The sequence below is a fragment of the Bacteroidales bacterium genome (assembly GCA_023229505.1).
Taxonomy (GTDB): Bacteria; Bacteroidota; Bacteroidia; order Bacteroidales; family JAGOPY01; genus JAGOPY01.
The window spans coordinates 13138-36361 of the sequence record JALNZD010000033.1 but is presented as its reverse complement, the minus strand read 5'-3'; the positions used below and the strand labels follow the sequence as shown (position 1 = coordinate 36361).

The window sequence follows — 23224 nt, the reverse complement described above, 5'->3', positions numbered from 1 at the left end:
AGACCATCTTTAATCCTAAGAACGGGCAAATTCTAATAATGGCCTTCTTTTTCATCTTCATCAATAGGAGTTTGCCCTTCGATGTAATTTAGTTCTAATCCCATAGATATTTAGGCATTTTCTCCATTAATTCGGCAGTTTTATTGGTGACAGCTTTTTTTAACCGATCTTCTTTGTTTTCCTGGTCTTCCAGTTTCATAGTGTGCGATGTACGGGAAATTATTTCCAAAGCCAATTCAGATGCTCTTTTTTCAATCATTTTTTCAATACTTCCATCCAATGGGATAAATCCATAGACCAATTTCATATTAAGAGCGATGCCCGCTTCTGTTAATGACTTGATCGTTAGTGATCCATTCGCTTCTCTTTCCTCAATTTCTTTAACACTTTGGGGTGAAATTTTCAGTCTGTTCCCAAGTTGTCGGAGCGACATTTTCAATGTCACCCTGATGGTGTGTATCCATCCTTTTGGCGGAATAATGACAGTTTCAAGAGTCCTGAATTGTTGCAGTTTTCTGTCAACCTGTTCAATTAATAATTTTTGATTTGAATTTTCCATAAGGGTATAGCCTTAAAATATGATCACAAAATTAAGGATATAACCTGAATAAACAAAATAAAATTTGTGGGAGCCTCTATTTTACACGATTATCAACGGTTTCAAAAGGGATAGAAATAAAAAATCCGGCCAATTTGACCGGATTTTCCACTTCGGCTCCCCGAAGTTGGCTATTATCTAAATTTTTTTCAGGAGGTCAGGAGGTCAAGAGATTTTGAGGGTTTGGGGAAAATGAGTAGATTTGAGGAAACTGAAACCAAGATTTAGGATTAAATGATGGTGAAAGCATATAATATCTATTTTTTAACTTTATAGTAAATTTAGTTCCACTTTAGCTGACGTCACTTCCGAAACAAATCAATGAAAAAAATAGACTATATTCTTTATTTTCTGATATGTTTTAACCTTCCTGTGAATGCACAGTTAATTTGTTTTGATTTCCCGGCAGATGTTTTTTCAACACCAGGAGTTCCCACAACTATAACAGCAGCTGATTTTAACTGGGATAATTTTGATGACCTTGCTATAGGTCATTATAACGAGGAATTCATTTCTATTATGATAAATGACGGGACCGGACACTTCCCGGGCATCATAACCTATCCAATCGGCGGCAATGCAGGGACAATAGTGGCGGAGGATATAAATGTTGATGGCATCATAGATTTGCTCGTTATGGGAAGGTTTTACGATATTTATATATTCACCGGGAACGGTGACGGTAATTTCACATTAGCTTCAGTGCTTTGGACAGATTTTTGGTCCTCTGACGCTGAAATGATATATTTTGATGAGGATAACAACATTGATCTTGCCGTGATTGATCAAATCCACCACAAGGTAAGGATACTTTTGGGAAACGGAACAGGTTTTTTTCAGCTTAACTATATGTGCTCGACTTTTGGATATGTGCCCAGGCGAATGGCAAAGGGAGACTTCAATGAGGATGGAAATGATGACCTGGTGATTTGTAACGTGGGCATGCCGGAATACATAGGCTTCAATGTAGTATTATTTGAAGGCACCGGGGAGGGATCATTTCAATCACCGGTTATTCTTTATGATGAATATATTCCCGAATCGGTCGTATCCGGGGATTTTAACCTGGATGGGTACCAGGATATCATTTTCAAACAGTATGACCGGAATCTTGTCAAGTTATGGGGTAAAGGTGACGGGACTTTCCAGGAACCGGAGATCCAGGAAATTTCGGCAATATACTATGCAATTTACTTACATGAAGTTGACATTAACCTGGATGGAGCTCTTGACCTTGCAATGGGCTGTTACACTTTTAATATGCATATCAACGATGGCAGCGGATATTTCAGCGACACATTATACATCAATGAAAAGTCAAACAGCTATAGGATAGATGAGATCACCACGGGTAACTTTAATGGTGATGCGAAACCAGATGTAGTTTCAACGCACAGTAACTTCCCGGATTTGTCATACGGTTCGATAACGGTCTATTTGAATTGCCTGCCTGTCGGCATTCCGGATGACAAATTTCCGGATGATAGGATTGTTCTACACCCCAATCCCGGTAACGGATATCTGAGAATCTCATCAGACCCGTCCCTCGCTGATGCAGAAGTAACCGGGATATTCAATTGCCTTGGAATAGCCATAGATGAAAGTCAATATTCATTGTCAGGTCAATATCTTGACCTCTCTTCCCTAAAACCGGGACTTTATATTATCCATTTTATCAATGGGAATAATACAATATGCAAAAAGGTCATTATCAATTGAATAAAAGATCTTTCTCTGATTTTTTTTCTAACCTGGACATTAAAACACTGTGCTGTATATAAATCAATTACAAAAATGAAGTGTCAAACTCAGGAATTATATGGGGGAGCTGACAAATCGACTAATAATCCCGAAAATTCCATCAGATTCTGGCGTAAATCTGGCGTAAAACAAAAAACCACTTACATTTTTGCATGTAAGTGGTTGATTCTGGGAGCTCCCCGAAGTTGGATATTATCTAAATTTTGAAGGCTGGATGAAATGTTAAATAGCTGATATTTAGAACAATTCCTTTTTCCCGGAAGGGAAAGAGCTTGGAACTGAATAACGAAGTCGACTATTGTCTAATTTCTTTGGGATTTAAAATACTAACCAGATAATTAAACCTAATATGATAGCGGTAAAGATTATCCCAACAATGAAATTTTCCAAATCGTAAGAACCTCCCCATGTAGGATTCAAACGACCAGAAAGTTCATCTTTCAAATTTGTCTTACAACCTTTGAGTATCCATCTTACTATTCCTCCAATGTAAATTGCAGCAGAATACATAGTTAATTTATTTATCAAGTTCTTCCTTAGTTTTGTCCACAACACCTGTTCCGAAAGTGCCAACATTTAAACCATCTATAGCAGATTGATTGACTTTATTTGATTTGAAAAGCTCACTTGCCCTTTGTTGCCATCCTTTCCCGCTAAAAGTGATACCGCTTCTTTCAACAAACTGGTTAAATCCTTTAAGCGAATTTTCAGTAACCTTAACAACTTCTTTCGTTTTTGTCATCCCAAAAGATATTGCAGCAGGTCCTACATCAATAAAAGCATTCATTTTCTCTTGTGGAATAGCTTCAGTACCCCCTAAAGACTCTCCAGCTAATAATGTATAAGGGGAGTTAACAATAGAATAGGCAATATCTGCTCCAACCTTAAGAGCTCTTTCACCTAAATTTTCAGAGGGTGAATCCAACCACATTTCAAGATTAGTCGTATTATCTACTGGTGCTACCTCTCCAGGATCGCCCAATTCAGGAATATTATCAAGTGTTCCTGCTTCCAACATATTATAAACTTCCTTATTATCAGTGACATGGAAATAAAGTTTATTATCTTTATTAATCAATTGGGCTGTTTCACCATCGAACCATTTATAGTTCCCTTGAGAGTCTTGATAACCATCCACATTCATCCCATCCGGATCGATAAACCTGATTGGATTATTCATGCAGTAGGTGTAAGGAGACCATCTTCGTGATTTTTCCGCCATCGGATCAACACTATGCCACCTAGCCAGCACCGGGTCATAGAAACGGGCTCCGTAATCGTACCAGTCCAGATCGGCTTCGGTCTGCAGTTCCTTGGAGTTGTATTTGATCTGGTTGTCATTATCTCCGTATACAGGAATTTCCATGCCAAAGGGATAGTAGTCGGTGCCATTAATGGTGGAAGGAATTTCAGGATCAGAGGAAACTACTGATCTTACATTTCCAAGGTGGTCCTTGATGAAGTATTCGGCATAGAAAATTTCATCGTGATCATCCCATTTCAGCCTTCCTTCAGAGGTGAGGATGAAGTCAATGTGTTGGTCTTTGTAAACAAACATGCCGGAGTAGTCGGTGGTTTCCATCAGGCGGTTGTCTTCGTAATAGGTTTTCTGCAGTTTTGTACCATTAGCATCATAAAGATAATAAATCCTACGGTTGTTTTCTAATTCCATTTTAAGTTCTCAAAAAACCGTAGTCAGGTTTGAACATCCTGTTTAAAACCGATCCTTTTACGATTGGCCTGTTCATCCTGCTGCTGTTTATCCTGCTCAAGTTGTTTGAGGTACTCGAAGATCAGCAGTATCTTATTATCGTGTTCGGCAAGTATATGGTCGATTTGCCTGAAATTCTCAATGAAATCCTTATGAGCAAGGAGTATTTCCCGCATTTTTAAAAAGATTCTTACAATCCGGATATTCACCTGTACGGCTCTTTCACTGTTTAACACGCTGGCCAGCATTATAATTCCATATTCGGTAAATGCAAATGGAGGAATGCGTAAACCCATCTTTTCCCGATTGGAGGTGCCAAATTGACTCCTCCAATTGAACAGTTCTTTTTGGGATAATTCAAACATAAAATCAGGTGGGAAACGATTGATGTTTCTTCTCACAGCTCGTTTTAACTGTTTGGTTTCCACACCGTACAATTCTGCTAAGTCCATATCAAGCATCACGTTCATGTCACGGATCTGATAGATTTTGCTCAAGATCAGCTCATCTGGAATCAAAACGACATTATCTTCATTCATTTCAATTGGTTTTTATATTAATCGGATATTTCTCTAAATATACCCGATGAGTTGAGAAAAATTGGGAGATTTGAAGATTTGAAGATTTGAGGATTTGAACACTCTATGGCCGGAAATGGAAAATGGATTTTAAAGTCAACCGAAGTGAAAATTTTCCCCTTAAGAGGTCATCTGAAATGTAGCCTCTGTAACCGAAACCTTACAGGCTCTAAGTGCCGATCAAGAAGTGGTGAAATATATTTTTATTACCATTGCCAAAACGGATGCGCAGAAAGATACCGGGTTGATCATGCCCATGAAAGCCTGAAAAAGTATCTTAAATCCCTGACCATAAAACCTTCATTTATCCGGGCAAAGATGGAATCTCTCTCCTGGTCAGTGATATAATGGAATTTGAGAAGGAAGGGAATCAAAAAATCATTTTACTGGGTTTCAATTTTCAGTTTGTAGTCTGTCAAATTAAAAAAACGATCATTTTTTAAAAGATAAAAACATATCTTTACGAAGATTGTAAACAAAACAATTGTGTAACTTAATATAACACGATGCCCTTTCTCGCCTATTCACCTACCAATTGGACTGATTAAAGGACTTCAGGGATAGCGGGTATAAGGTAGTTGTGCGAAAGGCAGAGCGCCAAGTATTTTAGTTCAATGACCAGACAACTTACAAATATATAGTATAATAACAGTCAAACGGTTTACTCATTAATAATAGGAGGTTATATATGACTCAAACTTTCGCTGAAATCCTGCTTCTCGTCCCTTCAACCCTCTGCACTGGTTTTTTGATATTTATTGCAGGGGTGATCCAGCGAGTTATGAACGATCTGGACGAAGCCACGTTCCATCGTTTTTTGAAGCTGCTGGACAAACGTGCAATGAGGTCACTTTATGCCGTCGGTGTATCGTCCATTACATTTGTCGGCATGATACCTTATTGGATCTTCTACGGTTTCGATAATTGGTGGTTCTCAGCAGGACTTATCCTCTATACAGTGGCTTCGATCATAAGCAAGAGTTTTAACCTACCGATTTACAAGAGGATATTTGCCCTCGAAAGCAGTGATACGGATCGACTGAGTGAGGAGCGCCGGAAACTGCAGAGCGCAAACATATTGCGTGCAACGATTCAGTTTGCATCCATCATTCTAATGGTGATCGGGTTCTTTTAAGAATTTAAGAATGAAAATACTGAAATAGCACTCTGCCCATCGCACAACAGCCAGTTGCCGGGAGATGTTCGAGTACTCGCATCTCCCCAAATTGTCGGCGATTATTTAAATTATCTGATCAGGATCAATTTTCCCGAAGAAGTCTTGCCGTTAGCTGTCAGCCGGCAGAAGTAAAGACCTTCCGGAAGGCAGGACCGGGAGAAGGAAAGTTGGTAAAACAACAGAACTAGCAGAGTTATGATTATTTTCTTCATGGCTGTTTGATCTGGAAAATCGTTTACAGGCCTTAAAGATAACAAATTACAAAGGGATTAGCAACTTATAAATTTAGGAAAGATAGTCAGTGGGATCAGGGCATTTCCGGCAATAATCGAATGATCCCGACGTTGTGTTCATCATCGCTTCCCGAATCATAAGCTGATACTATGTAAATGAATCCGTCGCTGTCAATATCCATGGCTACAATAGGCCGTGCACCGGGTCCCACCGGCATCTGCCGCGGGCTTTTTTGCTGCTCCCCGAAGTTGGCTATTATCTGGATATTTTGATCGCCTTAAATTTCACATCCCTTTTTATCTACAATTATTTTTCCGTTTGTTATTCCTTTTTTGGAGTTTTGAATCCTATTGGCATAAGGGGTTGAGATTGTTTTTCATGCAGCGCATCAATCTTCTCCAATAAAAATTGAAATATCACATTCACCTTTTCATCCAGTTTCTGAATTTCAATTTTAAGTTCTTCATTCTCTTTCAAAAGAGACCGGTACCGGGCAAAGGCCCGCATAATCTCAATATTAATTTGTATAGCTTTTTCAGACCTTAAAACAGATGATAACATAGCCACGCCTTGTTCAGTAAAAACCAGCGGATTAACTGAGGAATGCTTTAATCCCCTCAACCGGTCACAATTTGTGACCAGTTCGATTTTTTCTTCCAAAGTTAACTCAAACATGAAATCCGCAGGAAAACGTTTGATGTTGCGTTTCACCTGTTGTTTCAGTACTTTAGTTGCAGTGCCGTAAAGAATAGCCAAATCTGCGTCGATCATCACCTTCATTCCTCTGAATTGGAATATCAATTGCTCATAAACAGGCTTTAGTAATTTAGTCATATATGATCTATTAAATTGTCATTAAAAAAGACACTTTAGTTATTTGTTTATCCGGAAAATTGAAAAATATACCCGGAAGGCTGTGAAAAATTTAATAGATAATATATTGGTCAGAAGAGATGATGGAGTAAAATCCAGCGAACCAAAGATTAGATCAATTCAGCGGAGGATAAATTTTTACAAGATCAGATTGATGCAGCCACTTACAAGAAAGCTAAGTCCAGATACCAGGCTGAAATTCTTACCCTGGAACAGGAACTGAAGAACCTGAAAGAATCTGAAACAGGTTACATGAAATATCTTAAGGAAGCCTTATCCCTCTTAGAAAACCTTGATTATCAATTTGAAAATGCCACATGGGAGGAAAGGCAGAAACTCCTGAAAATCCTTTTTCCTGATAAGCTGATCCACAAGAATAATCTGTTCATCAATCCTTCAAAGGATGGGATCTCGCTCCTGGTAGGGGATATTAAGGAATTTGAGAAAGAGGGTGCTTGCAATCAGGCCGGCTCTATTGATATGAAGGTGCTGAAGTTATTTCTTTTATCCCCAATTTTTCTAATACTTCTATTCTTTCCATTTTATTAATTTTTAATCATATAATATCATACCTATAATCTAAAGCAGGTGAAAAAGTCTCTTTTATAGTTCTCGGACTTATCCAGCGAATCAAATTAAATTCTCCTCCCGCTTTGTCATTTGTCCCTGAAGCACGGGAACCACCAAACGGTTGTAATCCGACAATTGCTCCTGTTGGTTTATCATTGATATAAAAGTTACCAGCTGCGTATCTGAGAAGTTCACAAATTCTTGCTGCAGCGATTCTGTCTCTGCTGAAGACTGCCCCTGTCAATCCATAAGGTGATGTTTGATCACATATCTTCACAGCTTCAATCATTTCATTGTCATTGTAAACCCACACAGTTAGAACAGGCCCAAAAATCTCCTCCTGCATTGTTTTGAAATTTGGATCTGTGGTTTCAATGACTGTTGGTTCAATGAAATATCCGAAGGATTTATCTCCGTTTCCTCCACAGATAATTTTAGCATCAACAGATTGCTTTGCAAACTCAAGATATTCCATAATATTATCGAAAGCCGCCTCATCAATAACAGCATTAATAAAATTATCCGAATCCATCACATCGCCCATTTTCATATCGCTACAAATATCTATTATCAGGCTTTTAATTTTTGGCCATAATGTTGACGGTACATACATTCTTGATGCTGCACTACATTTCTGTCCCTGGTATTCAAAAGCACCCCTTATAGCATTTACAGCTACTTCTTCTGGATCGGCAGAAGGATGAACAAAAATAAAATTCTTACCCCCAGTTTCGCCAACAAGCCGGGGATATGACCTATAATTGAAAAGATTTTCTGAAACCAGTCGCCATAATGTATTGAATGTGTCATTGGAGCCCGTAAAATGAATCCCAGCCAGGAAGCGATCAGAAATTAGCCTTTTTCCAATTAAAGAGCCTTTCCCGGGAATAAAATTAATAACACCTTCTGGTAATCCTGCTTCCATAAATACTTTCATCAGATAATAATTGGACAATACAGAAGTACTTGCGGGCTTCCAAATAGTGGTATTCCCCATCATTACAGGTGACATGTTTAAATTTGCCGCAATGGCTGTAAAGTTAAATGGGCTCACAGTAAATACAAACCCTTCCAATGGTCTGAATTCCATTTTATTCAGTTGATTAAAGAATGATTTTGGCTGAATTTCATAAATCTTTGAAGCAAAGTAAGCATTATATTCCGGAATTAGATGCAATCAACGTTTATACAAAATTCTTCATGCAACCTGTATTTATTCTCTATTAGCTTATGTTTCTATACATTTTATATATATAGCTAGCAGTTTGAGCAACTTCTTTATCCCATGCTGGCAATAATTTAGAAATATAATGAGTAATTGAGCTTTTTAAATTCATATGATTTTCAAACTGATTTAATAGCTTTGCACAAGTGCCTAAAGTAACCAATCTTATTTGCCTATGTGGATTCAATAGGCCTTCAACTAATACATTCTTTATTCTATTTAATTCATTTAAATTATAGTTATTATAAAATGATAATGCATGAATTGCTACAGAACAATATTCCTCTTTATCATCAAAATTTATATTTGAAAAAAGTTTTGTCAAAAAACTTTTATCTCCATCTTTTAATAACAAAGCTATTACTTTTGATGAAATAACTAGATTTTCATGATTAGCTAATCTTTGTAAATGTGGTTTTGCGTATTTATAATCAACAGAAAAACCTTCTAAACTATTAATTGTCATCATTTGAGTTTCAAAGTCTAAATTCTCTAAGTTTCCAAGAATTATATTTAGCGATTTAGAAGAACCTTCCGCTAGTAAAAAATAAAGTGCTTTTTTCTTTTCCTCATAAGTCCCGTTTTCAAAAATTAACTGATTCTCTTCTATCACATTCGTTTGACTAAGGGCTGGTAGTTTCAAGTCATTTTTTAATTGCTTAATTAATTCAACAAGTTCATTATTATCATTTTCTACAAGATTTACGTATTTTAATCCTTCTAAAGCAATAGGTATTTCACAATTTTTAATTAAAACAGGAATAATTCGTATTGAATTATGTTTTGCATTATTAAAAACGTGTGCAAGTTCTTTTCGCACCCAGATGCTTTCAACACTTTCTTTACTTAATATAATTAGAAAAGTACCAGACCCATCTATTCCTTTAGAAATCTTTTTAGCAATATCATCTCCAAAACGCATTATAAGTTGGTCAAACCAAATATCTGATATCCCAGCATCGATGAATTTCTTTACTATATTAGAAATAACATATTCCGAATCAATACTTGAATAACTAATAAATATTCTTTTTTTCATGGCTTTATTAATGAAAGTTGAAATGTAGGTAAATACAATGGTATATTAATACTTCCAAAATATTAGCATAAATATAATGATATTATTTCTCTAAGTGAGATGTTCTCTCAGATTTTTCCACAGTATTAGAGTGTATCTAATAAGTAATATTACCAATTTGGACGACTCCTTCAACAATGAATCCAAGGCTTAACGCATCATGCAGGCTGCCAAGGATCACGAAAGAGAAGGAAAAACTCCATCTGGACAGTGAACCACTCACTTAATTCCTTATCCACCAGCAGCCATTTGACCAGCTCTGTTAGTTCTTCTTTATCCATTTCGCCACCGTAATAGCGGTTAAACAGGATTTCTTTTTCAAGGATTGTTTTCTTTAAAACCACGCATTAAAATATTACCTTTACTGATAAACTTTTTGCTGATGATTTACAATATCGGGATTTATTGTATCCCTTCGGTCTGATAAGTCTTGACTCGTAACGCGAAATTAGTTTTATTTCCAGGAGATTTTATTTTAGATTCTGCGGAAGAAGTTCTTCAAGGCGTTGGAAAGAGTAAACCGGTATGCAGTTAAGGACTTTGACAAGCCAGCCGAGTGGATTGAATGCAAAGTCATGAAAATTCTTGGATATTTTCATTTTCCAAAAATAGACAGTGCTGATGAATTAACCAGTCCATGAAATAGTTAAAAGGTTTCTTGCCGTTAAAATTAGAAGTTATATCAGGTTTACAAATCTCTTTTTTAGATGAATTGATCTGACCCCATAACAGGATAATAGTCAGTTTAAATAAGGAAAGCAATCCGCTAAGAAACGATCACCTGCCACCTGGTATAATCTTATATCCAAGCCAAATTTTTCCTGAGAGCCTGGATTTTGAAAAAGTGGTCAATTTGACCGGATTCTCCAGTATCTGTCAAAACCACCCATTAAATTGATAATTTTACTGGTGAAAACTATGGTGAGGATTTACAATCGCCTTATATTAAATAAGTTTAAATCAATGATTTGAATTTGTAAGTATCTTTTATAATTTTGAAAAAAAAATTAATATGAATTTTAAGCCAATTGAAGAATTTTCGCTTAGACATTTGTTTTCGTCTGAGTTAGGTGAAAGTGTACTCAATATGAGTTATTTGGGCCCTGTAATGAATGGGCAGATTCCTCAAACTAGCCCAGATTGCTTGGTAATAGATCGAAATACCCAACCATTTTCAATAAAAAGGTGTGAGTTTAAATTTAAACCGAGTAGTGTCGGCGAATTTGCAATGAATGGTCAATTTCAACTCGCAATTATTTGGGATCTTGGACAAGGATTAGATTTACATGCTCTTGAAGTTGGTCTCTTGCAACAAAATGGATGTCAACAAATTAAAGTATTAAATCAGATTATTGAATTTAATCAGTTGCCTGATTATCAAGTTCCTGATGCTCATGCTGTGCAAAATTTACAAGATTTAGAAAGAATTTTAATAAATAATTCATTTGAAACTAATTATGTTGCTTATTTATTTGCACATGCTTATCCACAAGAGTTAAATTTAAAGAGAATTAAAGATCATTTGCGACAGAATTTCCCGGCATTTGCTGCATTGCCTGCTCGAGGTCAACATAATCAGATAATAAATTTATGGAACAGAGGAAATCCTATCATTAGACGCACTCATGGAGAGTATTACAGATGGCATGAAGGTAGAAATGTGGAACTGGCAAAACCCATTATTTCTATTGTAATACTTAGAAATTTTGGGAGAGCATTACCAAACTTAATTATTCTTCCACAGTTGAGATAATTTATAATGACTGTTTGCTTGCTCAGTGACTGATATTTCTTGCTTATCGGTTATAATTGTCTATATATTAATTAATTAATGAGTTAATATTCCCACGAATGCTGGAGATTCATTGTAGAGTTATTCTATCTTAAATCTTCCCGATAAGATTTTATTAAAATTTCTCCCCCAACCCGGTATCTTCATATGATTTAACCAATGAATGCCTTACCGGCTTGCTTCCTACCTTAAATCCCACCGGAATAAAAAGAGATCAAATCCTCTATTCCAGAAACAAAAGTATCTAAATCCGACCCCGGTCTTGACTCCAACTACACACAAAACACTTTCCGTCAATGGATTAAGTCAAAATCTATGAAAAAATTTGGATATTTTCATTTTTCCAAAAACCCCATTCAGCCCCCATTCCTAACCCTTCCCCCACCCGGGGGAAGGGGAAGTTCTTGCTATTTCTGATTAAGTTCTATTGCAATTCTTTTAATGACTTGTTCAAGGTTGTTTATTACCTCTTCATTTTTAAACCGAATTTCATTTATACCTAATTTTTTTATGATTTTCATCCTTTCATCATCCCTTTCTTTCTGATAAGCATCGTCGTGTACGTCTCCGTCAATTTCGATGATAAGCATGGCATGATAACAGAAGAAATCCACAACAAGATCCTTGACAGGGTGCTGCCTTCGAAACCTGAACCCATTGATCTTTCGATTCCTGATCTCTTTCCATAACAACCTTTCTGCCGGTGTCATCGATTTTCTCAAATCTCCGGCAATCCGCAGCATTTCCGGCCCAGCCCCGAAATAAATCGGATAATCTTCCTTTCCTCCAAGCTTGGCCATGATAATCCATTAATGAGCGAAGTTACTGAGAATCGTTGTTACTTCAAATTGCAAAGAAAATACTCCCTTCCCCCGGGTGGGGGAAGGGCCAGGAATAGGGGCTGAAAAAAGTATCTAAATCCAACCCCGGCCTTGACTCCAACTACATACAAATAGCTTTCCATCAACCAGTTCAATGAAAAACCATCAAAAAAATTGGATAATTTCATTTTTCCAAAAAACCAAGTATCTAAATTTTTTTTAATGGAAGATGAATTAAGCTAAGTCGGGAATATCAAGGCTTATAAAAGATATGAAAATGAAAAATCCGGCCTTTTTGACCGGTTTTTCCACCCCGGCTCCCCTAAGTTGGCTATTATCTAAATTTTAAAATTAAATAAAGAAACCACTTTATGGATAAAACTAATTATCGCTCATAAAAGATAAGATTCAGCTTATCCAGTTTTTTAAAATCTTGATCAGCAGTGATTAATGGTAGATCAAGATAAAGGGCAGTTGCAATGATGATACCATCAGGAAGTTTGAATTGCTGTTTCTTTTTCAAGTCAATCACAATGTCCTTTATTTCTTCGTTAATATCAATGATAATACATTGTTCGATAAATTCCTGAATGATCTTAATATCTTTCCTGGAATTTTTCGGATAACTTAATAATTCAAGTTGGGTAATGAATGAAATATAAAGCTGTTTGCCATTAAGCAGTTCTGCAAGGGTTTCATCGCCATTTAGCAGGTATAAAATGATGTTTGTGTCAACAAAGATCTTATTTCCATTCATTTCTCATCTCTTTTTGAATTAAAAGAGGTTCTTCTGCAAGTGAAATGACTCCGCAGTATTTATAAGCATCAATGCCACTTTTGCTTTTTTGATTTTTCAATCGTTCCAGCAGTGACCTGATCTTATTCTTATCAGCGCCGTATTTAAGGACCGTGACCATTATCATATAATTTTTACAAAGATACTTAAAAGTAGCAAATAATAAATTCACAGAAGGATAGGTGCATACGCCGACCAAGTTGACCAGTCTGCGCCAATTTAAATTGACCACCTTATATATCTGAGAATGTATCTTATAACTTGTCAGGAAATGAACGGCCTTGATTGGTCAAGGTAATCGGCCTGTGCAGATAGTTGAAAATCAGAATTGATATTGTAAGTTAGAGTCATTTTTAGAGAAGATTGATTGAGTATATAAAATCAGATATTAACATACATTAAATATTATGAATCAATTATGAGAAAAACCCGCTAAGCCATTATCTCCCCCAACCTGGTATCTTCAATATAGTTTGAGCTATGAATGCCTCAGCAGCTTGCCTCCGGCTCCAAAACCCACTGAAATAAAAAGTGATCAAAACCATTAACCAGAATTAAAAGTATCTAAATCCGACCCTGGTTTTTCTTCCATTTTTGTGAGGTTTTAAGCTGTAATTTTTTTTTAACCATACATTAAATGTTACCTTTACTGGTAAACGCTAAATTGAAAATAAACGCAATACATTTAGCCATAAGTTGTTAGGCAAAATGCAAAAAGACTCATCAATTAAACATAATAGAAATGAAACGACAAATTATTCTGACAACATTGCTAATTTCTATTTTCTTTAGCGCAAAGGCTCAAACTGATTCTGTAATAGATAGTTTATTAAATCAGTATGTTTTATCATCGACAAATAAGGATGCTGGAATACTTGTAGGTGTTATTGATTGTAATACTGATATTGTAAAAACATTTTCAAATGGAGCAATTGACAAGGGAAACGATTTACGTCTAGTGTGTCCAGGTTCAAAACCTGCAATTAGCTATTTAATTCTAAAAAATGGGTTAAATATTCAATCTACGATTGATAAATGGTTTCCATTAAATCAAGGTTATCAAAAGTCTGACAAAATCACAATAAAAATGTTGTTGTCAAATACCAGTGGAATAAAGGATTATGTTGGATTATTATTTAATTGTAAACAAGCAGGTAATGCTCAATTAACTATTGATACAGCTTATAAAAATAAAGAATTAGCATTTAATCCGGGGGATTCTGTATTGTATTCAAACACAGGATTTAATATAGCTGGAATTATTTTGGAAAAAGAAACCAAGAAAACGGTCAATGAATTATTGTTAGAACGTTTTAAAGGAATAGCACCTTCAATAAGAATGGATGATGGTAATGGTAATTATCCAAAAGGATATATGAATCCTTGGCCATATCATTATAGCTTATCAGCATATTCTGGTGGTATGATTGGGACAATTGAAGATTATTTAAGAATGATGGCCTTTATAAGTAAACAACCCGAATTTAACATAATGACAGATTGGGTTAGAGACGTAAAAGGATATAAATATGGTTTAGGTATATTTGGCGAGGAAAATACAATTAAGTATCCAGGTAATTCTGGAGCAAACCTATCTTGGTTAATAAAGATTGATTCGAAAATTATCTATATTCATACAGCAAATGATTTAGATAATGATAAATTTCAAGGATTCGTAAATGACGTGATTCCATTACTAATGAAACTATAATTTAAAGTTTTGTCATCTTAATTTCCAATTTAATAAGGGAAAGCAACCTGCTAAGAAACGATCTCCCCCAACCTGGTATCTTCATATGATTTAACCAATGAATGCCTTACCGGCTTGCTTCCAGCTTGAAAATCCACCGGAATAAGAAAGTGATCAAATCCCCTTACCAGAATCAAAAGTATCTAAATCCGACCCCGGCATTGACTCCAACTACACACAAAACACTTTTCATCAACGGATTAAGTGAAAAACCATAGAAAAATTTGGATATTTTCATTTTTCCAAAAACCCCATTCAGCCCCCATTCCTAACCCTTCCCCCACCCGGGGGAAGGGGAAGTTCTTGCTATTTCTGATTAAGTTCTATTGCAATTCTTTTAATGACTTGTTCAAGGTTGTTTATTACCTCTTCATTTTTAAACCGAATTTCATTTATACCTAATTTTTTTATGATTTTCATCCTTTCATCATCCCTTTCTTTCTGATAAGCATCGTCGTGTACGTCTCCGTCAATTTCGATGATAAGCATGGCATGATAACAGAAGAAATCCACAACAAAATCCTTGACAGGGTGCTGCCTTCGAAAACTGAACCCATTGATCTTTCGATTCCTGATCTCTTTCCATAACAACCTTTCTGCCGGTGTCATCGATTTTCTCAAATCTCCGGCAATCCGCAGTATTTCCGGCCCAGCCCCGAAATAAATCGGATAATCTTCCTGTCCTCCAAGCTTGGCCAAGATAATCCATTAATGAGCGAAGTTACTGAGAATCGTTGTTACTTCAAATTGCAAAGAAAATACTCCCTTCCCCCGGGTGGGGGAAGAGCCAGGAATGGGGGCTGAAAAAAGTATCTAAATCTAACCCCGGCCTTGACTCCAACTACATACAAATAGCTTTCCATCAACCAGTTCAATGAAAAATCATCAAATTTTTCTACCCCGACTCCCCGAAGTTGGCTATTATCTGAATTATCAATGTCCCGGGAAAAATGTTAAAGTTTGTAACATGTGTTACAGTATTTATTTTCAAGGCGATATACTTTTGAGTCGAAAATGGATTTAAAAACGATTATTATGAAAATCAAGATTATTGGAATCCTGATATTGGGTTTGTTATTAGGAATAAACGAAGCCCTTTATGCCCATTGCGATACAATGGATGGCCCATTAATTGCAGATGCAAAGCAAGCAATCGAGCAAAACAATGTGAACTATACCCTCAAATGGGTTCCAGCCGCACATGAAAAAGAAATCAAGGATGCATTTGACCTTATGATGAAAGTCAGAGGGTTCAGTACTGATGCTAAAGTACTGGCAGAAACATATTTTTTTGAAACGCTGGTCAGAATTCACAGAGCCGGAGAAGGAGTGCCTTTTACCGGAGTGAAACCATCAGGAATTCCCATTGATGAAAAAGTACTGGCTGCTGATAAATCAATTGAAGTAGGGAACTTATCACCACTGGAAGGAATGGTATCAAAAGACGACATGCCGGAATTAACAAAACGGTTTGATAAAGTGATGTCATTGAAGAAATTTGATGTCAATAATGTCGAAGCCGGAAGAGAATATATTGAAGCATATGTCCAGTTCTTCAAGTTCGCCGAAGGAGAGGTAGAAGGCCATGCTGCCGAAGGTCATGGATGCGATGGGCACTCCATAGCACCAGCTCAAGGTGATGCTCATTGAAATCCTTACGTTGGGCGATTGCAGACAAGCCTTTTTATAATCATATAAGAATAGGAAATAAAACTATGAATAAAGCAAGTGAAGATTTAATGCACGAACATGAGGCAATTTTGATTGTTCTTAACGTGATAGAAAGAATTGTTGAGAATATCCGTAAAAATGAAGAGGTAGATACTAAGGATATTGAGGATATGATAGATTTTCTAAAAGTATTTGCCGACAAATGCCATCATGGGAAAGAAGAGGGTTATTTCTTTCCTGCCCTTGAAAAAGTTGGAATACCTAACGAACGTGGACCGATAGGTGTTATGCTATCAGAACACCAACAAGGGCGTAATTTCATCAAACAGATGCAAGAAAGTATTGTTAATCATACAATCAATAAAAATGCATTTGTAGATGCAGCAATATCCTATGTTAATCTTCTTAGAAATCATATCGCAAAAGAAAACAACATATTATTTCCAATGGGTGACGCCAGGTTGTCAGAATCAGATCAAAATAGGTTATTAAATGATTTTGAAAACCATGAAAAAGCAGTAATCGGAGAAGGTAAGCATGAAGAACTTCATGTATTATTGGAAAAATTTCAGAAAAAGTATCTAAATTAAAATAGCTGGGAAATAGCTGTAAGCGGTAATTACAAATGCAGATTTTCGGTAAATAAGAATGCAAGTATTTCTGCATCGTTAATTTCCGATTTGCAAAGGAACAAAATATTAAAGAACGTTATTTTCAAAGATTGTTTTTCTGTTTTCCAGCCGGTAGGATTTACCGGATAATTTGACCACTTCGCACTTGAAAAGCAACCGGTCCAGGATTGCTGCGGCCAGCACTTCATCATCGAGTACTTTAACCCATTCATCCGGGCTCTTGTTGGTTGTGACGACAATAGAGGCATTCTGGTGAAGATGATCAATGAGATTAAACAAGGTTACTGATTGTTTGCGTTCGATGGGGAACATCATAATATCATCGATCACTAACAGATCTGCATTGAGCAGTACGGTATATTCACGGGCAGCTGATTTGGTAATATCTTTCATTTTCAGCAGATGGTCAAGCTGTTCCATTGTCCTGAAGCAGGCTTTATAACCCTTGAGCAAGGCTTCGTAACAAAGCCCGGCAGCGATGAAGGTTTTTCCTGTTCCGCTGGGTCCCATCAGGATAATGTTAAAGTTTTGTTCGAGCCAGATACATTCACGCAGTTGAGTTAATTGTTTTGGGGATATTCCACTGAGATGGTTTTCTTGCCACAGTTCCAGGTCATGATTGGCAGGCAACTTTGCGTTTCGAAGCCTTCGGGCAAGGTTCTGCCGGTTACGATGATCGATCTCAGCATTAAGTAACCCAAAGGCAAAGTCAAGATAACTGATCTGCTGTTGCTGGGCGCTGATGAGCAGATCATTCATGGCCCCACCCGCTCCGGCGAGTTTGAGTTGCCGTGCAAGGTTACACAGGCTTTCCGTTTTTGTTTCCATGGTCAAAGAATTTGTTTATAATCTGATATACTACTGGTTTGTGGCTGGATCCTATACTTGCTGTTTTGAAGGCGGTCTACCCCTTTATTCAATGTCTGGGGAGTTACAACTTGCTGTCTGATAGAAAGCAACACCGGTTCAAAATCAACGGCCCTGGGCAGGTTATTTTCAAGACAGTAAGCCAGGGTCTGGTCCATCTCTTCTTTTGTGTATTTTTTCCCTGCTGATGCAACCATGTTAATCTGGTCCCGCGCATAGCGGGGCATTTGCTTATGTATATTTTCGAGGTAACCTATGGCCTTTTCCTGATCGGTGAACAACCTCATCGCCTGAGCAATAAGTTCCTTTACCTTTTTGTTATGATCGCGTTTATGGTTGTTATTTCGGACTTGCTGGCCCTTCAACAGTGATATCTGATGCCGGACAATTTCCTCTCCGCCAGTATTGCAAATGATCAGGCAATCATCTTGCTGCCGGACAAGTACTTCTGTTCCTGGCTTTTGGAACGTATCATCGGGAACCGAGTAAGAACAGCCCTTAAAATGGATGACATTATCTTTTGTCACGTTGTATGCCGGATTATCCCGGGCAATGGCAAAGGGTTGTTTTAAAGGGATCAGATGCACGCTCTCCAGTTCCCATTCCAGCGCTGGTATGCTCAACGTAGTAGAATGCTCCTTGGCATTTGCAGTGCGACCCAGCCAATCGATCGCCTGGTCGTTCAGTACCGGAATACCATAATAAACCCGACCCCTCAGGAAGTTATACTTGATGTATTTTATGACGTTTTCTATTTTTCCTTTGCTTTGAGGGTCACTCTTGCGACAGAAACGCACTTTAAACGGACGACTTTGCAGGTAAGCCCGGAAAGCCTCTGTGAAGATCAGGTCGCCCTTGTTTTCATCCACCAGCAGCAATTTGTCCTGATCATAAACAAGCTCACCAGGATAGCCGCCAATGAATGCAAAAGCAGCTTCATGCGCCGCAATCGCTGTTTGGGTGGTAAATGGATGTTCATTGAAGCATACAAACTTGAAGCGTGAACGCGACAGGACCATGGCAAAGAAATAAACCTTTTTGCGCCGGCCATCCACGTCAGTCATATTATATTCGCCAAAGTCAACCTGGGCCTGCTTGCCGTAAGGCAACTGTTCAACCTGGCTATACGCTCTGGTGTCAAATGTTTTCAGCAACTGATGCTTGTTGCGAACATACAATACGAAGTTATAAACGGACTTGATGCTCACACGGGGAAAGGCCGGGTAGTATTCTTTCAACCAGTCGTGCACCTGCGCAGAAGAAGCCTCCAGGCAAAGTTCCAGCCGGCTCTTGACATAGCCCTCATAGGGTGCAAGTTTCTTGGTCCTGGTCGACAATTGCTGTTGAAAATCCAAATACTGTTGTTCGCTCATTGCTAAAAATTTTTTAACCGTTCGGGTGTCCATAACCAGGTATGAAGCAATCTGGGGCGGGGTCATTCCGTTTCGGCGCTGATGGTGTAACTCGTGATACATAATCCATTTGTGTTCAAATTTTTTCATAGCTGACTGGATTGGTTTAGAAACCAAAAGTCAGGTTTATTTGAGGTTTTTTAAGGGCAAATTGCCCATGGGCAATTTGCCCTTAAACCTCCAACTTTTCTTTTAAATGGGAACTTAACGAAGGGGAAGGACTTGCATTCTTATTTACCGAATACCTGCATCCTTATTTACCGATTTCTTGCATTCTTAATTGCCGAAATCTTGCATTGTTATTTACCGTTTACAATAGCATGCAAACAAAGGTTATTTGGACAGAGCTGATGATTTTACCATTCCCTGCCAGAACAAATTGACCACCACTTACCATTAATAGCATGGATGTCAGGGTGGTTAAATAACATCAGCTAAGGCTGGTCAATTTGGTCAGCGTATATCCCCCCGAAGTAGACTCTAAATCTTAATAATCCTTATCAATCAAGGGAAAGCTCTATTTGACACTGGATAATGTAAATTTTCTTCATATCTAAAAATCGAATTATCCAAATTTTGATTTTTAGATGAAGAACTTCTCTAAGTAACGAATATCAAGGGTTAGCGAAGGTCTAAAAACAAAAAATCCGGCCAATTTGACCGGATTTTCCACCTCGGCTCCCCGACCTTCGCTATTATCTAAATTTTGAAGGCTGGGTGAAATGGCCAAAGTTCGGGGAAGCTTACATTTTACTCTACAAATAATTGGTTATTTGGCTATCACAAAACCAGCCAAATAAGCTAAATGTATGATTCCAATAATAAAAACTATATATATTATTAAGGCCCCCCAAGGATATTTTCGGTATTTTACGTCCTCATGAACAATCCTCCAACTAAAGAAAACTATTGCAGTGTAAAAGATTGCAATTTTAAATCTCAATAAAAATGAAGTAAAAGAACTGATAGTCAATATCGGAATTTCATCACTTTTGACTCCAATATCGCGTGGAAGATATACCTTGCAAAAATATTTCATAAAACTAAAGAAAAGGATGAAGAAAAGTAAGAATGCAAATAATGTATTTCTAAATATTTTAGATCGATTATATCCAAAATTCCACCAATATTCGTAAATCCAAATTATAATCGAGGAAAATTTATTGTGCTCATGATGAATTTGGAATTTCTGAAATTCAATATCGAAATTTTCGGCACTTTCCTCCAAACCTTCATCTTTACATTTTTTTATAACTTGTTCATAAATACTTAATCTAACATCATATGGCAAGTTATTTTCAAAGGCTAACTCAAATTTTGATGGATCAATAATTACCTTACTAATATCTGTGTTATTAAGGAATATTTTGCATTTTAATAAAGGATTGTTGGAACGCATCCTCAAACTGTCAACTAGAGCATTATTAAAATCAATATTATTTCTTATTGAATCCAAATTCACATCAGAAAAAAAGATTGTATCAGGTAATTGAGCATACGAAAAATCAACGGATGAATGGAATGAAGAAGATCCAAAATATAAAGGTGCAAAAAAAATTGTACGAAAAAATGATACTTTTTTTGAAAAGATCACATGGTCAAATTTAACATTTTTATAAAACTTGGTGCCAGAAAAATAGGCACCATTGGAAAAAATTACATTTGAAAAATCAACATCATCAAAAAATGAATTCATCCAGAAGTGAACTTCTTTAAGGAATCTTGTATTGGGTGATGAAACCATGAAAGTTTGATTATGATAAATCCATGTTTTCGAAAATGGGGACTTTATCCATCTGTGAAAAGAAACAAAATATGGAGTAAAATTACATTTATTAAAAAATGTTGAATTAGTAAAATAAACATCACCTCCAAATGAAGTTCCCCTGAATTCCACTTGGTTACTAAAAGTATCATTTTCAAAATGCACAGCGCTTAAAAAATCGCAGCTATTAAATCCAGATGACTGTTTAAACTTTGTAGAATAGAAATACACTTCTTTATAAAACTTAGAGAAGTGAAAATAGGCATCCAATTGAAAAGTACTCTTTGTGAAATTTACAATCTTATGGAAGATAAATCTGTTAATAGATAGTTCCGCATTATATGGGAATTGCATTTTATAATTTTCAATTTCGCCAAATCCTAATTTTAATTTTGTTGTTAATAATTCCTTTTTACTACCAAAACCTCCGTTAAAGGTCCAACCTTCAAGCATGTCCTCTGAAATCCCCTTTCTTTTGAAATACTCATTATTAGGATGTGATGTAATTATGGGAAAGTCAATTTCTACTCCACTCCAAAAATCATCAACATTTTTAGTATAACGTATAGTATCATTAGCTTTCCATTTATCTCCAAATCTTACAATTGAATCAGGCTCTTGGCCGTGACTGAAATGATAGGTAATTACTAAAAATATAAAAAGAATGCAATATTTCATATTTTCTAACGGTATCAATTTGTGAATTGAAATTAAGAAAAAAAGAAAAAACAAATAAATCTTTCACTAATCAACTACCACAATCCAAAGTTTTCTAGTTCAACACAATATTCCAAATTTTCAAATCCCCTATAAGATGGTTTTTCACTTGGATTTTCAGGTGTATGAATTACATTGACATCGACTTCAAATGAAATTGTTTCAACTGCATTTTTTGATATAATCTGTTCCCCAATCCATTTATCAGTCTCATCATTATAATATCCCTTACTTCTATCAGCTATATCAACATCAATTGAAACCGTGGCTGTTGACTCAAGATGTATAGTTCCAGCTTCAGAATCCAAACCAATTTCTTCACCTTTGAATGGTAAATTTATTTCTATATTAATATCATTTATCTTAAGTACTTCATATGTAATAAGAGATTTTTTAGAGTATAAATCACTTACAATCAATTTTATTAGCTCGTTTTCCAAATCTTTTTGAATAATATTTTGCCTCATATTGACCGTACTCCAAGCCTTATCCCACCAATCCTTCGCAAGCTTCTGCCAATCTTGTTGTTCTTGTTCCTGGAATTGCTGAATATCATATTTTTTGCTTAGTTTCTCATTTATCTCTTCAATATTATTGATCATTATAAGATTTTCTGATTCATAAGAAGTAATATCTCCATCGTATGAAATTATAAAACCTTTTGATTTATGGTCTTTACAATACTTTTCATATGTTGATAGAATAAAAGCATCCGGAAACTCAAATTTTTTATTTGCTTCATTAAATGGTGCTTTCCCCTTAAAGTAGGAGTCAAAGATGGTTTTTACTGATGTATCTGATACAGGAATGGTCTTTATAAGGTTCTCTTGAAGAAAATCATCAAATCGCTTCTTTAAATCATTAAAATCTTCTTCTTTATCTTGACTTGGTTCTTTCAAATCAAAAATTGATTGGTACCGTGGGAAGTTTTTATAAATGCGACACTTAGATGAAATATGACTTATGTCCTTTTGAAATTCTATTGAAGCAGCATTAATATCTCTTTCCATTTTACTAATGAGTTCATTATAAACAATATCACAAATGATTAATTCAATATGCCCATGCTTACTGAATTGAGCTATCCTTGATAATGAATTGCCTAATAAGTAACCCTTTTTGACAAAGACTGAGGTATCCAGAAAAATAATGTTAGATTCCATAATATTAGCAATTTATTAAAGCCAGGTTTTAGT

Annotated in this window: 25 protein-coding genes; 7 read left to right on the top strand and 18 right to left on the bottom strand. The window is 36.3% G+C overall.

Annotated elements, in window-relative coordinates:
• Positions 1-94: 94 nt before the first annotated feature.
• A complete protein-coding gene (locus M0Q51_11955) occupies positions 95-559 on the bottom strand; it encodes a mobile mystery protein A (GenBank protein MCK9400691.1) in 465 nt (154 codons plus the stop codon).
• 360 nt (positions 560-919) lie between these two features.
• On the opposite strand from M0Q51_11955, the gene M0Q51_11950 reads away from it, so the two are divergent.
• Entirely contained in the window at positions 920-2317 is a 1398-nt protein-coding gene (locus M0Q51_11950) for a T9SS type A sorting domain-containing protein (GenBank protein MCK9400690.1), read from the top strand.
• A 360-nt stretch (positions 2318-2677) separates the two neighbouring features.
• On the opposite strand, the gene M0Q51_11945 is transcribed toward M0Q51_11950, so the two are convergent.
• From M0Q51_11945 to M0Q51_11935, 3 genes are read right to left on the bottom strand one after another with little or no spacing between them, the layout of a single operon-like run.
• Positions 2678-2869 (bottom strand): hypothetical protein, encoded by a 192-nt coding sequence (locus tag M0Q51_11945; GenBank protein MCK9400689.1) that lies wholly within the window; start codon positions 2867-2869, stop codon positions 2678-2680.
• A gap of 7 nt (positions 2870-2876) precedes the next feature.
• Positions 2877-4031, bottom strand: coding sequence for an RHS repeat-associated core domain-containing protein (locus tag M0Q51_11940; GenBank protein ID MCK9400688.1), 1155 nt, complete (start codon positions 4029-4031; stop codon positions 2877-2879).
• A 23-nt stretch (positions 4032-4054) separates the two neighbouring features.
• Positions 4055-4609: an ORF6N domain-containing protein gene (locus M0Q51_11935; GenBank protein MCK9400687.1), complete on the bottom strand. Its 555-nt coding sequence runs from the start codon at positions 4607-4609 to the stop codon at positions 4055-4057.
• 727 nt (positions 4610-5336) lie between these two features.
• Here M0Q51_11935 and M0Q51_11930 point away from each other — a divergent pair.
• Complete coding sequence (locus M0Q51_11930) at positions 5337-5783, top strand: hypothetical protein (GenBank protein MCK9400686.1); 447 nt, start codon at positions 5337-5339, stop codon at positions 5781-5783.
• Positions 5784-5893: 110 nt separating this feature from the next.
• Here M0Q51_11930 and M0Q51_11925 read toward each other — a convergent pair whose 3' ends face one another.
• The 3 genes from M0Q51_11925 to M0Q51_11915 form a co-directional block, all read right to left on the bottom strand.
• A complete protein-coding gene (locus M0Q51_11925; protein ID MCK9400685.1) occupies positions 5894-6037 on the bottom strand; it encodes a hypothetical protein in 144 nt (47 codons plus the stop codon).
• A 95-nt stretch (positions 6038-6132) separates the two neighbouring features.
• Positions 6133-6276, bottom strand: a complete 144-nt coding sequence (locus M0Q51_11920; protein MCK9400684.1) for a hypothetical protein — start codon at positions 6274-6276, stop codon at positions 6133-6135.
• Positions 6277-6380: 104 nt separating this feature from the next.
• Entirely contained in the window at positions 6381-6893 is a 513-nt protein-coding gene (locus tag M0Q51_11915; protein ID MCK9400683.1) for an ORF6N domain-containing protein, read from the bottom strand.
• Positions 6894-7184: 291 nt separating this feature from the next.
• Between M0Q51_11915 and M0Q51_11910 the strand changes: the two genes are divergently transcribed.
• On the top strand, positions 7185-7481 hold the full coding sequence (locus tag M0Q51_11910; GenBank protein ID MCK9400682.1) for a hypothetical protein: 297 nt from the start codon (positions 7185-7187) through the stop codon (positions 7479-7481).
• 7 nt (positions 7482-7488) lie between these two features.
• Here M0Q51_11910 and M0Q51_11905 read toward each other — a convergent pair whose 3' ends face one another.
• The 3 genes from M0Q51_11905 to M0Q51_11895 form a co-directional block, all read right to left on the bottom strand.
• Positions 7489-8592: an aldehyde dehydrogenase family protein gene (locus tag M0Q51_11905; protein MCK9400681.1), complete on the bottom strand. Its 1104-nt coding sequence runs from the start codon at positions 8590-8592 to the stop codon at positions 7489-7491.
• Between the two features lie 133 nt (positions 8593-8725).
• The gene (locus M0Q51_11900) at positions 8726-9766 is read right to left on the bottom strand and encodes a toll/interleukin-1 receptor domain-containing protein (GenBank protein MCK9400680.1); all 1041 of its coding nucleotides are present in this window, start codon (positions 9764-9766) and stop codon (positions 8726-8728) included.
• A 197-nt stretch (positions 9767-9963) separates the two neighbouring features.
• Positions 9964-10149 (bottom strand): hypothetical protein, encoded by a 186-nt coding sequence (locus M0Q51_11895; GenBank protein MCK9400679.1) that lies wholly within the window; start codon positions 10147-10149, stop codon positions 9964-9966.
• A 668-nt stretch (positions 10150-10817) separates the two neighbouring features.
• Here M0Q51_11895 and M0Q51_11890 point away from each other — a divergent pair.
• Positions 10818-11558 carry a hypothetical protein gene (locus tag M0Q51_11890; GenBank protein ID MCK9400678.1) on the top strand — a complete coding sequence of 247 codons (741 nt, stop codon included), beginning with the start codon at positions 10818-10820 and terminating at the stop codon, positions 11556-11558.
• A 446-nt stretch (positions 11559-12004) separates the two neighbouring features.
• On the opposite strand, the gene M0Q51_11885 is transcribed toward M0Q51_11890, so the two are convergent.
• The 3 genes from M0Q51_11885 to M0Q51_11875 all read right to left on the bottom strand — a co-directional run bounded on the left by M0Q51_11885 (position 12005) and on the right by M0Q51_11875 (position 13335).
• A complete protein-coding gene (locus M0Q51_11885; protein MCK9400677.1) occupies positions 12005-12397 on the bottom strand; it encodes an endonuclease domain-containing protein in 393 nt (130 codons plus the stop codon).
• A 406-nt stretch (positions 12398-12803) separates the two neighbouring features.
• On the bottom strand, positions 12804-13175 hold the full coding sequence (locus M0Q51_11880) for a type II toxin-antitoxin system VapC family toxin (GenBank protein MCK9400676.1): 372 nt from the start codon (positions 13173-13175) through the stop codon (positions 12804-12806).
• Positions 13162-13335, bottom strand: coding sequence for a hypothetical protein (locus tag M0Q51_11875; protein MCK9400675.1), 174 nt, complete (start codon positions 13333-13335; stop codon positions 13162-13164). Before M0Q51_11875 ends, M0Q51_11880 begins: the two co-directional genes overlap by 14 nt.
• Positions 13336-13956: 621 nt before the next feature.
• On the opposite strand from M0Q51_11875, the gene M0Q51_11870 reads away from it, so the two are divergent.
• The gene (locus tag M0Q51_11870; protein ID MCK9400674.1) at positions 13957-14925 is read left to right on the top strand and encodes a beta-lactamase family protein; all 969 of its coding nucleotides are present in this window, start codon (positions 13957-13959) and stop codon (positions 14923-14925) included.
• Between the two features lie 345 nt (positions 14926-15270).
• On the opposite strand, the gene M0Q51_11865 is transcribed toward M0Q51_11870, so the two are convergent.
• Positions 15271-15663 carry an endonuclease domain-containing protein gene (locus M0Q51_11865; GenBank protein MCK9400673.1) on the bottom strand — a complete coding sequence of 131 codons (393 nt, stop codon included), beginning with the start codon at positions 15661-15663 and terminating at the stop codon, positions 15271-15273.
• A gap of 336 nt (positions 15664-15999) precedes the next feature.
• Here M0Q51_11865 and M0Q51_11860 point away from each other — a divergent pair, with 336 nt between their 5' ends.
• Positions 16000-16614: a DUF6448 family protein gene (locus M0Q51_11860; GenBank protein ID MCK9400672.1), complete on the top strand. Its 615-nt coding sequence runs from the start codon at positions 16000-16002 to the stop codon at positions 16612-16614.
• Positions 16611-17225, top strand: coding sequence for a hemerythrin domain-containing protein (locus M0Q51_11855; protein MCK9400671.1), 615 nt, complete (start codon positions 16611-16613; stop codon positions 17223-17225). Before M0Q51_11860 ends, M0Q51_11855 begins: the two co-directional genes overlap by 4 nt.
• Before the next feature lie 108 nt (positions 17226-17333).
• Here the strand turns inward: M0Q51_11855 and istB are convergent, their stop codons facing one another.
• The 4 genes from istB to M0Q51_11835 all read right to left on the bottom strand — a co-directional run bounded on the left by istB (position 17334) and on the right by M0Q51_11835 (position 23191).
• Entirely contained in the window at positions 17334-18095 is a 762-nt protein-coding gene (gene istB / locus M0Q51_11850) for an IS21-like element helper ATPase IstB (GenBank protein ID MCK9400670.1), read from the bottom strand.
• A gap of 2 nt (positions 18096-18097) precedes the next feature.
• Entirely contained in the window at positions 18098-19636 is a 1539-nt protein-coding gene (gene istA / locus M0Q51_11845) for an IS21 family transposase (GenBank protein ID MCK9400669.1), read from the bottom strand.
• A 679-nt stretch (positions 19637-20315) separates the two neighbouring features.
• Positions 20316-21989: a pentapeptide repeat-containing protein gene (locus M0Q51_11840; GenBank protein MCK9400668.1), complete on the bottom strand. Its 1674-nt coding sequence runs from the start codon at positions 21987-21989 to the stop codon at positions 20316-20318.
• A gap of 74 nt (positions 21990-22063) precedes the next feature.
• Complete coding sequence (locus M0Q51_11835; protein MCK9400667.1) at positions 22064-23191, bottom strand: PIN domain-containing protein; 1128 nt, start codon at positions 23189-23191, stop codon at positions 22064-22066.
• Positions 23192-23224 lie beyond the last annotated feature (33 nt).

Excerpts from the sequence above, each read along its gene's own strand:
- M0Q51_11860 (MCK9400672.1), top strand. The coding sequence starts at position 16,000 with ATGAAAATCAAGATTATTGGAATCCTGATATTGGGTTTGTTATTAGGA.
- M0Q51_11835 (MCK9400667.1), bottom strand. The coding sequence starts at position 23,191 with ATGGAATCTAACATTATTTTTCTGGATACCTCAGTCTTTGTCAAAAAG.
- M0Q51_11910 (MCK9400682.1), top strand. The coding sequence starts at position 7,185 with ATGAAATATCTTAAGGAAGCCTTATCCCTCTTAGAAAACCTTGATTAT.
- M0Q51_11880 (MCK9400676.1), bottom strand. The coding sequence starts at position 13,175 with ATGAATGGAAATAAGATCTTTGTTGACACAAACATCATTTTATACCTG.
- M0Q51_11870 (MCK9400674.1), top strand. The coding sequence starts at position 13,957 with ATGAAACGACAAATTATTCTGACAACATTGCTAATTTCTATTTTCTTT.
- M0Q51_11940 (MCK9400688.1), bottom strand. The coding sequence starts at position 4,031 with ATGGAATTAGAAAACAACCGTAGGATTTATTATCTTTATGATGCTAAT.
- M0Q51_11950 (MCK9400690.1), top strand. The coding sequence starts at position 920 with ATGAAAAAAATAGACTATATTCTTTATTTTCTGATATGTTTTAACCTT.
- M0Q51_11920 (MCK9400684.1), bottom strand. The coding sequence starts at position 6,276 with ATGCCGGTGGGACCCGGTGCACGGCCTATTGTAGCCATGGATATTGAC.
- M0Q51_11925 (MCK9400685.1), bottom strand. The coding sequence starts at position 6,037 with ATGAAGAAAATAATCATAACTCTGCTAGTTCTGTTGTTTTACCAACTT.
- istA (MCK9400669.1), bottom strand. The coding sequence starts at position 19,636 with ATGAAAAAATTTGAACACAAATGGATTATGTATCACGAGTTACACCAT.
- M0Q51_11955 (MCK9400691.1), bottom strand. The coding sequence starts at position 559 with ATGGAAAATTCAAATCAAAAATTATTAATTGAACAGGTTGACAGAAAA.
- M0Q51_11915 (MCK9400683.1), bottom strand. The coding sequence starts at position 6,893 with ATGACTAAATTACTAAAGCCTGTTTATGAGCAATTGATATTCCAATTC.
- M0Q51_11930 (MCK9400686.1), top strand. The coding sequence starts at position 5,337 with ATGACTCAAACTTTCGCTGAAATCCTGCTTCTCGTCCCTTCAACCCTC.
- M0Q51_11900 (MCK9400680.1), bottom strand. The coding sequence starts at position 9,766 with ATGAAAAAAAGAATATTTATTAGTTATTCAAGTATTGATTCGGAATAT.
- M0Q51_11905 (MCK9400681.1), bottom strand. The coding sequence starts at position 8,592 with ATGGAATTCAGACCATTGGAAGGGTTTGTATTTACTGTGAGCCCATTT.
- M0Q51_11890 (MCK9400678.1), top strand. The coding sequence starts at position 10,818 with ATGAATTTTAAGCCAATTGAAGAATTTTCGCTTAGACATTTGTTTTCG.
- M0Q51_11885 (MCK9400677.1), bottom strand. The coding sequence starts at position 12,397 with ATGGCCAAGCTTGGAGGAAAGGAAGATTATCCGATTTATTTCGGGGCT.
- istB (MCK9400670.1), bottom strand. The coding sequence starts at position 18,095 with ATGGAAACAAAAACGGAAAGCCTGTGTAACCTTGCACGGCAACTCAAA.
- M0Q51_11840 (MCK9400668.1), bottom strand. The coding sequence starts at position 21,989 with ATGAAATATTGCATTCTTTTTATATTTTTAGTAATTACCTATCATTTC.
- M0Q51_11935 (MCK9400687.1), bottom strand. The coding sequence starts at position 4,609 with ATGAATGAAGATAATGTCGTTTTGATTCCAGATGAGCTGATCTTGAGC.
- M0Q51_11875 (MCK9400675.1), bottom strand. The coding sequence starts at position 13,335 with ATGGTCACGGTCCTTAAATACGGCGCTGATAAGAATAAGATCAGGTCA.
- M0Q51_11945 (MCK9400689.1), bottom strand. The coding sequence starts at position 2,869 with ATGTATTCTGCTGCAATTTACATTGGAGGAATAGTAAGATGGATACTC.